The 13,941-nt window shown below is 57.3% G+C and carries 12 protein-coding genes; 5 read left to right on the forward strand and 7 right to left on the reverse strand.

The genetic code is table 11. The features are described 5' to 3' along the window. A complete protein-coding gene (locus tag Q0Y21_RS13340; RefSeq protein ID WP_297796360.1) occupies positions 1–975 on the forward strand; it encodes a tetratricopeptide repeat protein in 975 nt (324 codons plus the stop codon). Positions 976–1,299: 324 nt separating this feature from the next. Further along, positions 1,300–2,625: a fibronectin type III domain-containing protein gene (locus tag Q0Y21_RS13345; RefSeq protein ID WP_297796363.1), complete on the forward strand. Its 1,326-nt coding sequence runs from the start codon at positions 1,300–1,302 to the stop codon at positions 2,623–2,625. A 51-nt stretch (positions 2,626–2,676) separates the two neighbouring features. Here Q0Y21_RS13345 and Q0Y21_RS13350 read toward each other — a convergent pair whose 3' ends face one another. Further along, positions 2,677–3,192, reverse strand: coding sequence for a hypothetical protein (locus Q0Y21_RS13350; protein WP_297796366.1), 516 nt, complete (start codon positions 3,190–3,192; stop codon positions 2,677–2,679). A 237-nt stretch (positions 3,193–3,429) separates the two neighbouring features. Between Q0Y21_RS13350 and Q0Y21_RS13355 the strand changes: the two genes are divergently transcribed. Beyond that, on the forward strand, positions 3,430–4,317 hold the full coding sequence (locus Q0Y21_RS13355) for a class I SAM-dependent methyltransferase (RefSeq protein ID WP_297796368.1): 888 nt from the start codon (positions 3,430–3,432) through the stop codon (positions 4,315–4,317). A gap of 75 nt (positions 4,318–4,392) precedes the next feature. On the opposite strand, the gene Q0Y21_RS13360 is transcribed toward Q0Y21_RS13355, so the two are convergent. Then, entirely contained in the window at positions 4,393–5,028 is a 636-nt protein-coding gene (locus Q0Y21_RS13360; RefSeq protein WP_297796370.1) for a glutathione S-transferase family protein, read from the reverse strand. 150 nt (positions 5,029–5,178) lie between these two features. Between Q0Y21_RS13360 and Q0Y21_RS13365 the strand changes: the two genes are divergently transcribed. After that, positions 5,179–6,135: a YafY family protein gene (locus Q0Y21_RS13365; protein ID WP_297796373.1), complete on the forward strand. Its 957-nt coding sequence runs from the start codon at positions 5,179–5,181 to the stop codon at positions 6,133–6,135. Positions 6,136–6,165: 30 nt separating this feature from the next. Here Q0Y21_RS13365 and Q0Y21_RS13370 read toward each other — a convergent pair whose 3' ends face one another. Genes Q0Y21_RS13370 through Q0Y21_RS13390 form a run of 5 tightly spaced genes read right to left on the reverse strand, consistent with a single transcriptional unit; the run spans position 6,166 to position 12,188 of the window. Continuing rightward, positions 6,166–7,128 carry a universal stress protein gene (locus Q0Y21_RS13370; RefSeq protein WP_297796376.1) on the reverse strand — a complete coding sequence of 321 codons (963 nt, stop codon included), beginning with the start codon at positions 7,126–7,128 and terminating at the stop codon, positions 6,166–6,168. Then, positions 7,115–8,836 (reverse strand): cation:proton antiporter, encoded by a 1,722-nt coding sequence (locus Q0Y21_RS13375; RefSeq protein ID WP_297796378.1) that lies wholly within the window; start codon positions 8,834–8,836, stop codon positions 7,115–7,117. The genes Q0Y21_RS13370 and Q0Y21_RS13375 overlap by 14 nt, the downstream gene beginning before the upstream one ends. 35 nt (positions 8,837–8,871) lie before the next feature. Next, positions 8,872–10,497 (reverse strand): NAD(P)/FAD-dependent oxidoreductase, encoded by a 1,626-nt coding sequence (locus tag Q0Y21_RS13380; protein WP_297796381.1) that lies wholly within the window; start codon positions 10,495–10,497, stop codon positions 8,872–8,874. Further along, positions 10,494–11,132, reverse strand: a complete 639-nt coding sequence (locus Q0Y21_RS13385) for a TetR/AcrR family transcriptional regulator (protein WP_297796385.1) — start codon at positions 11,130–11,132, stop codon at positions 10,494–10,496. Before Q0Y21_RS13385 ends, Q0Y21_RS13380 begins: the two co-directional genes overlap by 4 nt. A 36-nt stretch (positions 11,133–11,168) precedes the next feature. After that, positions 11,169–12,188, reverse strand: coding sequence for an AraC family transcriptional regulator ligand-binding domain-containing protein (locus Q0Y21_RS13390; RefSeq protein ID WP_297796388.1), 1,020 nt, complete (start codon positions 12,186–12,188; stop codon positions 11,169–11,171). A gap of 90 nt (positions 12,189–12,278) precedes the next feature. Between Q0Y21_RS13390 and Q0Y21_RS13395 the strand changes: the two genes are divergently transcribed. After that, positions 12,279–13,892: an FAD-dependent oxidoreductase gene (locus Q0Y21_RS13395; protein ID WP_297796391.1), complete on the forward strand. Its 1,614-nt coding sequence runs from the start codon at positions 12,279–12,281 to the stop codon at positions 13,890–13,892. The last annotated feature ends 49 nt before the right edge of the window (positions 13,893–13,941 follow it).

Genomic DNA, 13,941 nt, shown 5'->3' on the forward strand with positions numbered 1-13,941 from the left:
ATGACGGCACATCAGCATACAAAGGAATTGCATCAGGGTAGTCGAGTCGCCGGCTGGCATTGCTTGTGGAAACGGGGGAGAGTGGGTGTCATCCTTACTGCGCTCTTCCTTGCCGGTTGCGCCGCCAACCCGGCCGTTAAATCCGGCAACAACTACACGGAACTCTACGAGGGTGCGTCAGAACTGACCTTCTCCACACTGATGCCCGTGGAATCGGCAGAGGAGGCGATCGCCAGGGGCGATGCCGCGTACCGGCGGGGCAAGGTGGACGAAGCCGTGTTCGAATACATCCGCTCACTGGAACTGGACCCGGACAATGCCGACACCTTCTACAAGATTGGCGCCATCAACCTGCACAAAGAAGCCAATAACAAGGCTGCCTCTGCTTTTCGTCTGGCTCTTGAGAAGGATGCTTCTCACCCCGGTGCCCTTGAGGGCCTGGGTTTGATGATGATGAAACAGCGGGAATACGACCAGGCCCGGACCATGCTGGAACAGGCGGTTGAGGCCGACAGTAACCGCTGGCAGGCATTGAATGCTCTGGGCATTATGGCGGACTTGCGTGGCGACTTTACCGACGCCCGGAATTATTACGACAGGGCGCTCCTGCTGGCTCCCCGAAACGTCAAGCTCCACAATAATCTGGGCTATTCCTATTATCTTATTGGTCACTGGGATCGGGCCGAAAGCCAGTACCAGACAGCACTTGGCCTTGCCCCCGGACACGAGCGTACCTGGCGAAATCTTGGGCAGCTCTATACCCGTCTGGAGCGCTATGACGAAGCGCAGGAGGCATTCGCGAAGGTAATGAGTGAGGCGGACGCGTTGAATACCATGGGCTATATCCGTATGGCCGAAGAAGATTATCGACAGGCTGAGGCATTCTTCCAGAAAGCCGCCAAAGCGTCTCCCAGTTACCACGTCACATCCAACGAGAATCTCGAGCAGGTACGGCGCCTGATTGCGCGTGAGTAGTCGGATTAGCGTGAAATTTCGCTGTTTGAATTTGTAATACAGGGGCAGGGGGATTCGATCTTTCCCTCCTGTCCCGCTCTCGATCCTCCCTCCGAACTTTCTGAAATCCCTTTGAAAACAAAGTGTTAACGTCGACCATTTGACCCGTTGTCGCGTTACAGTCGATGTCATTCTGTCTTTTAGTGTAAGTGCCAACTTCTTGACGAAATGGCCGTGACAAACAGGGAACCAGAGCGCAAATAACCGAAAAATCCCGCGATATGATTTGCTCGAATAGTCAATAAATTGGTGCAAAATATGTCATATCGCGGCAAAAAAATATCGATGCAAGGACTGCTGTTTATCCCTGTAGTGGCCCTCCTTGCAGGCTGCGGTTCAGGCAGTGAGAGTGAAGCGACTGCGCAGTCAGATGGCGGCACCCATTCCGGTGACCCCGTGGTGAAAGTTGCGGGGGCGGCCGTCAAAGGCATTATTAAACAGGGGATGGTTACGGCTAATCGCCTGATTGCGGACAAAGACGGTAACTACTCTCTGGACCGGCTGGCCGCCAAGACCGTCAGAACCAATGAAGACGGTAGTTATGAACTTCAGTTGCGGGGCAAGGCCGACGGCTGGGCACTGGTTGAGTTAAGTACCGACCATCATACCCGCATGGTCTGCGATGTCCTCCCCGGCTGTGATCAGGCTGACGGAAGCACCGTCGTATTTGGCCAGAGCCTGAGTCTCGACAGTGACTTCAGCCTGCGTGGCGCAGGCGATTTGATCTCCGAGACTGTCTATCTGACACCACTGACCCATCTGGCGGTGTCGCTCGCGGAGCGAAACGATCAGGGCTTGTCGCCTGACGCGCTGGCGGGTGCGTACACGACGGTTGAAAACTGGTTCGGCCTTACTGCCGGTGCCTTACACCTTGCACCGCCTGATCTGACCCGGTTGGATCAGCTCAGTGATGTATCCGCCGATGCCCTTCAGGTGGCCATTGCCAATGCGGCTTTTCTGGCACTGGTAAACGACAACCCCCAGTGGACCACCATCTCCCAGGTTCTGAATGACATGACGACCCAGGTAGCTGCCACCGGGCAGATTCAGATCCTGGGGGATGGTGACAGTCTTGCCTTGTCAGACCTGGTAGCGGCCTCTGCATTACAGGCGTCGGAGCTTCAAATTACAGTGGACTCGGCTACGATCAGTCAGCAACTGGCGGTGGTTGAGCATCGCAATGTGCAGCGGTTCGAGACTATTGCTGATGTATACGACGAGTCCGATACCAGTCTCGCTGACTCTGGAGATACAACCTCCGGAACTGATGGCACCAGTGACAGTGGCGGTGAGACCAGCACATCAGGTGACACGACAGATTCCGGTAGCACAGGCACTGCCATCCCCGCAGATGCTGCGTTATTGAGCTGGACCGCGCCGCTGACCCGGGAAAATGGAGACAGTCTCAGCATGGGTGAAATCGCGGGTTATGAAGTGGTCTATGGCACCTCTGTTGACACGATGGATCAGACCCTGGCCATTGGCGACGCCTCCGTTGACGAACTGTTGGTTGATCAACTGAGTGAAGGTACCTGGTACTTCGCCATGCGGACCCTCGATACCGACGGCAATCGAAGTGCGCTGTCTGAGGTGGCTTACAAACAGATCTGATAGCAGCATCAGGCGCCCAGGGAAGGGCTGGCCTGATGGTGGTGCGTCGGATTACAAAGCCCGGGCAGGGCTTCCAATGTAGAGATAAACAGACCTGCGCCAGCGATCCTCGACATTGTGTACGGAAACGACAGGCGTTTTGGCATCCTGAGATCTGAAGCGGGTAGCCACCCCGGCAGCCTCGCCGTCCCTCTCGCGGGCCACTTCCGACGATACCCACGTCGGTCCCAGGCAACTTGCTACCTGTTCCACCGCCTGATTGTAGCGCGTGACAGCGACCTCAGGATCCGGAGCACCGACGGTGCATACGTAGGCAGAGTCAGCGTTGCCCCAGGCCCATACTTCACAGTGTCCCCTGATCAGTTCCTCCTTCGCCCGGTAAATCGTCACCGCACTGAAATCCGACCCGCCTTTCCGGTACGAAGCGAACCCCGTTGGGTAATCCGCCACCATGTTTTTCAGGGAGGCACACGGATTTTTGGTGCCGCTCTTCAGGGTTTCCTGAAAGGCGCAGCCAGTTAGTGAGAATGCCAGGCAGACCAATGGAGCGGTCAGTCGAGTTATCATCGTTTTATCCATCAAACGTGGGTGATCGGAAGTCAGTTTCCTGTCATGTCGCTAAATTACCATGCGGATGGGTTGCGGACAAAAATGGTACCTGCTCGTTAGACCGCGCCGCTGACCCGGGAACAAATTGCCCAACCAACACGTCCTTGCTGCACCAACATGGAATGGCCTGGTGTTACTGGCATTTGTCGGAGGGCCGATTCCCGTGGAGAACGAGATATTACAAGGGAGGATACCATGAGCGAGGTTGCCACCAAACTGACTGAACCCACTGAATATGTGCAGTTCTGGAACGACACCCTGGCCGACAAATTCGACCGGTTCCGGCACATTCTGATGGAAGGCCTTAGCTATCACAGCCGGGTGCCTCTGGAACGCCTGACCGTGACTCCGGGCAGCCGGATTCTTGATGTGGGGTGTGGCTGGGGAGATACCGCCATCCAACTGGCCCGCAAGACCGGGCCCGATGGCCATGTGCTGGGTGTTGACTGCGTGGAGCAGTTTCTGGCCAAGGCCCGGGACGATGGCCGTAGGGCGGGGCTGGACAACATCCGGTTCATTACCGAAGACGTCGAGCGTTACCCCTTTGATGGTAGTTTCGACCTGTGCTTTTCACGCTTCGGCATGATGTTCTTCGAAAACCCGGTACTGGCGATGAAAAATATCCGGCGTGCCCTGAGTCCGGGAGGTGAGCTGATCTTCATTGTCTGGCGCAGCAGCGACTATAACCCCTGGCTGGGCATGGCGAAGGAGGTGGTCCTGCGTTATCTGCCGGAGCCCGGCGAGGGCGCCCGGTCCTGTGGCCCTGGGCCCTTCTCCATGGCCTGTACCGACGTGGTATCCAAGCAGCTGGAGATTGCCGGATTCCGTGATGTAAATTTCGAACAGCTCGATGGCCCGGTTACCGTGGGGAACTCGGTCCAGGATGCCATCAATTTCCAGTTGGCCATCGGGCCAGCCGGCGAAGTTTTTCGGGAAGCCGGAGAGCAGGCGGAGCGACAGCGCCCGGAAATAGAGGAAGCGTTGAGAGAGGCTCTTGCTCCCTTTCAGGATAATTCCGGGAGTATTGTCATGCCATCCAGCTCCTGGTGTATCAGAGCCCTTAATCCCGAAGTCGGCCACTGAACACCAGCTACTGCCTGGCCCAGCGGGCCCCTGGCCTGCCCCTGTCGTTGATCGGGGCAAGGCCAGGTAAGCCTGTCAGGCCATGGCGACGTTCATCTGCTCGGCCAGAGCATCGTCCAGTTTATTGGCACGTTGGGCTGCTGGCCGGCTTTCCGTACGCTGGATGTAGTCCTGGAAGACCTCGTTTGGCGGGATGTTCTTCTGCATCGTTTCCCACCAGAGGTAACTGCTAACCAGCACATCCGCTGCGGTGAACTGATCGCCGCAGATATACGGAGTTCGGCCTAATACTTGTTCCAGCGTATTGATGCTGTCTTCCACCCGGCCGCAGCCGACGGCCTGCGCGTTGCTGCTATCGATTCTCCAGCCGTAGGCCAGCGCACTGGTGGCCATTTCGAAGGGCCCCGCCATGAAGAACAACCAGCGGTAATACGCGCCTCGCTCAGGGGATTGCTGCGGTGGTGCCAGTTTGTTATCCGGAAACTGATCCGCCAGGTAAGCGCAGATGGCCGCCACCTCGGTCACGATCGTGTTGCCGTGCTTGATGGCCGGCACCTTGCCCATAGGGTTGATGGCCAGGTACTCCGGGGACTTCATGTCCGGTCCGAATTCCATCGTCTCTACCGAGTAGCGAATACCGACTTCTTCCAGCATCCAGCGTACAACGCGTCCGCGAGACATAGGATGAGTGTAAAAGGTGAGTTCTGACATGTCGATCTCCATTTCCTGTCAGTTTTTTAAGGGAGTGATGTACTGCGAGATCAGATTAGTTTGTAAATAGGTAAGAATCTGTCCTAAATAAATCGGACAATAGAATTTTTATGAGAATCATCGCAAATCGACGCCAGGAGGAAGGCGATTATGTCTGGTCCTACAACCCGCGTGCTTACCGTGCTTGAGTTATTACAGGCCCACGGCCAGATCGGTGGAGGGGAACTGGCGGAACGGTTGGGCGTGGACCGGCGGACGATCCGGCGTTACATCACGGTGCTTGAGGACCTGGGCATCCCGGTGATGACGGAACAGGGGCGCTACGGTGGTTACCGATTGGTGGCGGGTTTCAAATTACCGCCAATGATGTTTACCGATGAAGAAACTCTGGCGGTTTCCCTGGGGTTGCTGGCGGCCCGGCAACTCGGGCTGGCGGATGCGGCGCCGGCGATTGCCAGCGTGCAGGCGAAACTGGAACGGGTGATGCCGGTCAACCTGAAAAGGCGGGTGCGCGGTGTCAGCGATACCACCCGGGTGATCCTTCCCCGGGGTGAACCCAGCCTGGACGACCGTGCCCTGCAAACACTGACTGTCGCCACCGAAGCGTCGCGGACCGTGGGGTTTACCTATCACTCCCCGGACCGTGGCAGCATGGACCGTAGTGTTGATCCCTACGGATTGGTGTTCCGCCAGGGACGCTGGTATCTCACCGGCTTCTGCCATCTCAGGGAGGCCATGCGGTCGTTCCGGCTGGATCGTATCAGCGGCGTCCACCTGATGGCAGATACCTTCCGGCGACCGCCAGGCTTTGATGCGGCGGAGTTCCTGAACGAGAGCTTTTTGTCCTGGGGGCGAACTCATGAGGTATCACTCTTGCTTCACACCGACCGTGAGTCCGCCGCAACTGTGTTTGATTTCCACTCATCCTGTGCGGATCAGCTTGAACAACGGGATGACGGATTACTTCTGACCACCCGCACCGACAGCTTCGAGTGGTTTGCCTGGTGGCTGGTACAGCTCCCTTTCCCGTTCACCGTCGTGAAGCCAGAGGGTCTGAAGAATGCCATACGGGAACACGCCACGCGGCTTATGGCCTGTTGTGAGTAAGCGCAGCGCAACCGCTTCGAATGCCTGGTGTTAAGACACCGGTGACACGAATCCTCTGGGTTTGATCGCGAGTACGGAACAGCTTAGCTGGGAAAGGATGAGCTCGGCGGTGTTGCCAATAATGATGCCGGAAATACCGGTACGGGCAACGGTTCCCATCACTACCAGGTCCGCTTTGACTTTTTTGGCCATTTTCGGAATCTCGCGACCCGGAACCCCCTGGACAAGGTGGGAGCGGAGAGACAGGTAGTTATAGGACTCGGTTCCCAGTTTGTGCTTCAATTCTTCAAGCAATTCGTCCATTTTGCGAGCTCTCAGGCAATATTCCGACGCCAGCAGCTCCCTTTCGACCTTGTCAGGCTGGTCTGTCCACAGGCTTATAAAGCCGGCCTCGGGCACGTCATAGGCGTTCACCACGTCGAGCGATGTGAAGTCTGCCAGAGCCAGTGAGCTTGCCAGCTCCATGATCACTGAGTTCAGCTCATCGTTTCCTGAGTCCTCATCAGCGTTGTCGAAATCCACGGCTGCCATGATATGTTCGTAATCCGCTTTCTCGTCTTTCTTCATCAGCCAGACCGGGCAGGGGCATTTGCGCAACAGGTGCATGTCGTCGCTGCCGAAGAAACGGTCAAGCCAGTCAATCGCATCCGCTTCCTTGACCACTAAATCGAAGTCATTGGCCTGCACAGCGCGAATGCTCTCGAGGTATCGTTTTCCAACCCGAATCCCGGTCTTGATGGTCAGGTTCTGGTCCAGCAACGAGTGCAGTCGATCCAGGGCGGCCTGCTCATGTGCAAGGATCCTGCTTTGCAGTTCCTGGCCGCTGATACCGGCCTGTTTCGAATATGACGATAAGGAAAGTTTTGGGAGCACATACAACAGCGTCAAATCCGCCTGATTGTTCTTAGCCAGGGAAACGGCTCGAATCAACGACGCTGAGGGTTCACCGATGGGTTCATTCAGCACATACAGAATGTTTTTAAACCTGTTCATGGTTTGGTTCTCTGTTTGCGTCATGTGGACCTGACTGGACATCAAGACCTTCAAGCAGTAACTCGCAGGCTCGATCAGCCGCATCCTGGAAGGGTTCCAGGACAAGATCTACGCCTTGCAGTCTCAACTCTTCCGATTCGATCTTGCTTTGGGATACCGTCGCCAATTGGCCGGCGAACCCCGCTGCCCGGGTCAATTGAATGATTGTTTTCCGCATATCTTCGGAGGAGAGCCCGGTTTGGTGATGTGGAATGGCGGACACAACCCACTTGGCGTGCCTGAGTGGTAACTCGGCCACAAACTCTGCATCCGTGACATCTCCGTATTCGGTATCCAATCCCAAATGCCGCCAGTATTTGATGGCAACGGGATTAAAATCCAGTCCCAGAACCTTGATGCCTTGTGCTTTGAGGCGAGTGGCGATGGCTGTGCCCAGGCGGCCCAAGCCAAAAATGATCACCTGATAATGATCACCAACGTGCTGTTCGGCAGACTGTTCACGGGGAGTGCCTGGCCGTTCAAATATCCCCAGCAAAGGCTCAAACAGCCTGTAAAGTTGATGGGAATAGGTGATCATGTAAGTCGATGCCGCGATGGTCACAATGCCGACCAGGGTGACCAGTCCGAGAACATCCTGTTGCATATGGCCCAGACTGATGCCCATGGTAACGAAAATGAGTGAAAACTCACTGATTTGGGCAACGGTCAGGCCGGCCAGGAAGCTGGTCCTTTTCCGGTACCCCATGGCTCCCATAATGACTATTACAATTAGTGGGTTACCGATAAGAACAAACAGCGAGAAGATGATGGCGCCAGAGATGTGAGAGCCCAGCAGCGACAAATCCAGTTGCGCCCCCAGTGCGATGAAGAAGAACAGCAGCAAGAAATCGCGTAACGGTGCCAGTCTGGCCGCGATACTTTCACGATAGGGCGTGGAGGCGAGTGCCACACCCGCCAATAAGCCGCCCACTTCCTTGCCCAGACCCACCAAATCGCCAATCGCCGCGAATAATGCCGTTTGAGCGAGGGCGTAAACAACCAACAATTCAGTTGCTTTCGCGAGTTTCTCGGTGAGCGGATCGGCGATGTACCGGACAAAAAGGATGACAAATAACAGCAAGCCAATGCCGGAGATGGCTACTTGCCAGACCGACGAATTACTGGCTGGGGCGTGCCCGCTTCCTATGCCGATTGCCGCCAGCACAATCATTGCCATGACAACGACAAGATCCTGGACGATCAGGAACCCCAGGGCGATCTGACCGTGCAATGAGTCGATTTCTCTCTTATCCGAGAGCAGCTTGACGATGATAATGGTGGACGAAAAGGTGAGGGCGACCGCAACGTAAATGCTGGTTACATGGTTCAGGCCAATCGCCAGCCCGATGAAGTAGCCAAAGATGGATGTGAAAGCCACCTGACCCAGTCCCGTGAGCAAGGAGACTCCGCCAATAGAACGGATCAGCTTCACATCCAGCTTAATACCCACAAGGAACAGAAGGACGGCGATACCTAACTCGGAAAGAAGCTCAATCTGTTCCCGGGAATGAACAATATCCAGAACTGATGGCCCTGCGATCAGGCCAACAGCGATAAAGCTCACGATGAGCGGCTGCCTCAGTAATATGCCGATGAACCCGATGATGGCCGCCAATACGAGAAGGGCTGCAACCTCTGTGAAAGAGGATTGCACCACAAAATCAAGCAACGTTTATTCTCCTTGACTTACGTTCTCCCTTGGCTCTAACCCACAAACATCCTCTTTGCCAGCGGCAATCCCTTGAGGCCGCTGACGGCCACGGTCGTGAGTAAGCCGCCAATCATTGCTCCGGCCACACCGCAGGTCATCACATCCTGGCCAGTGAGGTAAAGGCCGGGGATACGGGTTTTGGGTTTCAGCCAGTCCTGCTCGAAACGGTCCGGCGTGTGATTCAGGCCGTAGATTTCACCTTTACTGTAGCGGCAGAAATAGTCCGTGGAAAGCGGTGTGGACAGCTCATAATAATCCACCTTCCCTTCCAGGTGCGGGAACTTCTCGTACAGCTTCGTCAGCAGCCGCTGGGCGTAGGCTTCCTTCTTCGCTTCGTACTCGTCGCCACGCTTGCCCCAGGTTTTATCGGCCCAGTTTTCGTACCAGTCGTAAGGCCCGGGAGCGACAATCTCGATGGTGGCGCGACCGGGGTAGCGCTCGGCAAAGCTCGGATCCTTGGCGGAAGGAAAGGAAATGTACGTGAGCGGAATGTCGGTCTCTTCCGGCGCAGCTATAAAATCACTGATCTGCTTTTCGTAATTCGCGCCCGGGTAGATCCAGTAGTTGGTTTTCGGCAGCTGCAGGTTCTCGGCGGTATCCTTCAGGCCGATGTACAGGCAGTTGCTGGCCATGGAGCGTTCCACGGTTTTCAGCTTTTGCTGGTAATAGTCCCGGTGGGGCGCGGACTCCGGCAACAGCTTGTCAAAAGTGTTGAACACGCCGGCGTTGCTGATCACCAACGGGGCACGGACTTCTTCGCCGTCGGCCATGCGGACGCCGACCGCTTTGCCTTTTTCGATCAGGATTTCCTTCACATCGGCGTAGGTAAACACCTCGCCGCCGCCCTGCTGGATGACCGGGATGATGGTTTTGGCCATTTCCGAGGCACCGCCGATAGGGTAGTAGCCGCCGTAGAGATAATGGCGCGCAATCAGGGCGTGGATGATAAAGCTGGACTCCGCTGGTGGCAGACCGTTGTCCCCCCACTGGCCGGTGAGCACGGCAATCAGTTCCTGGTTGCCGGTCAGGCCTTCCAGAACCTCGCGAGTAGGCCGATTCAGGAATGAGGGTGCGGTGCGGTTGACCAGCTTGCGCAGGGGGCCCGCGGCCAGATCGGGTAGTACTTTTCCGATCACCAGCCCGGGCATGGCTTTAGCCACCTGCTTCAGGTACTCCAGGTAGGTATCGATAGCCTGTTCTTCACCTGGGAAGGCCTTCTTCAATTCTGCTTTGAAGTTGTCAGGACCGGCCACCAGATCCACATGGCGGTCGCCGATAAAGATGCGATCAAAATGGCTGTCCATGGGTGCCCACTTCAGCTGGCCATCGGTAATGTGGTCGAACAGGCGCTTGGTCAGGGTGTGGTCCGCGCCCACGTCACCGATGTAGTGAACGCCCACGTCCCACTCGTAGCCGTTTCGGTCGTAGCTATGGGTAAAACCGCCGGCCGTGTAATGCTGCTCGAACACCACCACCTTCTTGCCCAGTTTGCTCATGCAGGCGGCGGCGGTCAGCCCGCCGATACCGGAGCCGATGACGATGGCGTCGTAAGGACCGTCCAGGCGATTGGCGCGGTAACGACGGCCGACACGAATGGTACTTGGTTTGGGGCTGCTCATGATGTGGTGTCCTTGTGTCGTTGTTCATTATCAGCGAGCGATCCGTCCAGCAGAAGGGTGACGACGCCTTCCGTCAGCTGGGGTTCCGCATCGGCACTGGGTAAATGCCCGTCGATGGTCAGTTGTGAAAGTCCATGCACCAGCGACCAGGCGGCAGCGGTCATCAGCGCCAGCGGCATGGGTTTGATGTAGCCTGCCTGCTGGGCCCGGGCAATGGTGTCTTCAAGCACCTGAAACGCACCTTTGCCTGCGGAGTCCAGGCGCGGGTGAACGCCCTTGGGCAATACCCGCCCGCCAAACATCAGCCGGTACAGGTTGGGTTCGTCCTGTGCAAAAGATACGTACACCAGGCCAATTTCAATCAACGCCCGCCGAGGTTTACTTTGATCCACCGCCAACAGCCGTTCCCGTAGTTCCTCAAACCCTGTCACGGCCAGCTCTGCGAGCAGACTTTCCCGGTCAATGAAATGGCGGTATAGCGCGGGGGCGCTGACCCCGATCTGCTTGGCCAGCGCCCGCAGACTGATAGCGGCATCGCCATGCTCCTGCAGGATCTCCAGGGCCAACTGGTGCGCCTGTTGGGGTAGGTCGCCGTGGTGGTAGGAGGTTTTGGGAGGTTTGACGTCGTCAGGCATAAGTTATCACTAGTAACATTGTTACTAGTGATAACATCATCTTCGGGAGGTGGTTGTCAACTGCTTGCGCCACCGCACCGGCGGTAAGCCTGTCCAGCGCCTGAACGCACGATAGAACGTACTCACCTCGGCGAACCCCAGTGATTCGGCAATCTCGGGCAAAGGAGTAGTTGTTTCCGCCACAGCCTGAAGCGCTCTCTGGCGACGCACCTCATCCAGCAGGTTGTCGAAAGTCTGCCCCTGGTCCCGTAGCCTCCGCGCCAGTGTGCGTTCGCTGATGCCCAATGCCTCCGCAGCTTCGGCACGCCGGGGGAGAACCGGGCCCAGCCTGGCAGCCAGCCATCGTTGCAACTCCGGAACAGAGGCACTGTTCATGGAAAGGGCCGCCAGGCGTGCCGTTGTGTAGCGCGTATGTACCTGGGCAAGCTGGGGATCGGCCTGGGGCAGGGGCTGATCCAGTATTTCATTATCCACGAGCACGCCGCTGAAGGCCTGCTCGAAGTCCACGGGGCTGTGGAAGGCCGTTTCGTATCCCTGAGGCGGCCCAAGCCGGGGCTGGCTGAACTGCACCCGCAGGGGCTTCATTCGGGCTCCTGTCACCCAGCTGGCGAAGCCGACTACAGCAGCGAGAACGGCTTCAATCTGGTGAGGGCTGAATGCCAGCTTCCCCTGCCGGGGATGATAGACCAACCAGGTAGCGGTGCTGCCGGCCAACACCTGGAACCGACCGCCATCAGAGATCAATCGCTGAAACCGCTGAGCCATCGCAACGGCTTCACGCAGGGTGGCGGCAGACTGCAACGCAAACCCGACCCCACTGATACTCCTCGGAGTAAATTCGGCCCCCACCTTCAGACCAACGCCCGGATCACCGGTGCAACGTTCTGCCGCATGCCAGAGCCTTGTAATGTCATCTATAGGCCAGCGCTCCAGCTCGCTCGCAGCGGAGGGAATGCCAGCCGTTGCCAGCAGGGTGTCTTTGTCGACGGAAAGGCGTTGCGCCGCCGCAATAACGGTATTTACCCAGCCAATGGAAACCGTGGCCTCTAGCGTCAATTTTGCTGACCTCTGAAGTCAATTTTTAAACCATAGTACCGGTATATCTTGGAATCAGACAACTCGTTGCAATCAAGTCGGATGCGTATCATGGCCAAAGTAATTGCTTCAGATGTTCTGGTGGTCGGAGGAGGGCTGGCTGGTATTGTCACGGCACTCGAAGCCCTACGGGCCGGGAAGAGTGTCACCCTTGCGGACAGGGATACCGCTGAGCGCATGGGTGGCCTGGCATTGTGGGCCTTTGGCGGGATGATGCTGGTGGGCACACCTCTGCAAAAACGGATGAAAATTGCCGATTCCCCGGAGGTTGCCCTCGGTGACTGGCTGAGTTTCGGTGAGCTGGATCCGAATGACCAATGGGTCCTGCAATGGGCACGCTATTACGTCGAACACTCCCGTTCGGAAGTATATGACTGGCTACGCAACGAAGGCATCCGATTTCTGCCCGCGGTTAACTGGGTGGAGCGTGGTCGCTTCGGTGATGGTAACCGTGTGCCCCGCTATCACGTAATCTGGGGGACAGCGCGTGAGCTGGTGCGTTGCCTGGTGGAGGCACTGCATCGTGAAAACAGCGCCGGGAAACTCACCTTGCTGCACCAGCATCGTATCACCAGACTGGACCACGCTGCCGGCAAAGTCTGCGGCGCCTTGGCGATTAATGAGACAAGCGGTGAAGAAGTCCGGCTGACAGCATCGGCCGTGGTGCTGGCCACCGGCGGCATCAACGGTAGCCACAAGGAATGCCGCGCCAATTGGCCCAGCGACCGCCGGCAGCCTGCCAGTATGCTGAACGGCGCAAACCCCAATGCGGACGGTCAAATGCACCACTGGGTTGCTGACAGCCTGGGTGGCCGGATTACCCACGCCGGGGAGATGTGGAATTACGCGGCTGGTTTCCCGCATCCGTACCCGCAGTTTCCCGGCCATGGACTTTCCACCATCCCCTGCAAATCCGCCCTGTGGCTGAACCATCGGGGCGAGCGTATCGGCCCCGAGCCCCTGGTGACCGGATTCGACACTCACTGGCTGTGCCAACGGGTGGCAGAACAGGAAAAACCCTGGACCTGGCACCTGCTCAACTGGCGCATTGCCGCCAAAGAATTCGCCATCTCCGGGGCAGAGCACAATGCCCGTATACGGGACAAACAGTTCCCCCTGTTCGTGAAAGAGCTGCTGCTGGGTAATCACGCACTGGTTCGTCAAATGCAGCGGGAAAGCCGCGATTTTCTGGTGGCAGAGAGCCTGGCTGAACTGGCCGGCAGAATGAACGCCCTGACGTGCTCCCATGACATTGACCCCGTTACCCTGCAGGCTACGGCGGACGATTTCGACGCCAACTTCACTGCCGGTACCCGATTACACAATGATCCCCAGATCCGTCTGATCCAGCATGCCCGGGAATGGAGACCGGACCGACTGCGCACCTGCAAACCGTCGCCCCTGCAGAAGCCCGGTGCCGGTCCGTACATTGCCATCCGAATGCAGCTGATCACTCGTAAAAGTCTGGGTGGTCTGCAAACGGACCTGCAAAGCCGCGTGCTCAACCGTGCGGGTGCTCCCGTGGACGGCCTGTACTGCGTGGGAGAAGCGGCCGGCTTTGGCGGCGGTGGCGCCAGCGGCAAACGTTCCCTTGAAGGCACCTTTCTGCCCGGCTGCATCATGACCGCCCGCGCCGCCGTGCGGTCTATTGTGGCCGGAGGCTGATGTCCAGTAGCCTTGGATCGGCATAGTTGGCATGATTCCAGAGCCGCGA

The organism is uncultured Marinobacter sp. (assembly GCF_947259545.1).
GTDB lineage: Bacteria > Pseudomonadota > Gammaproteobacteria > Pseudomonadales > Oleiphilaceae > Marinobacter.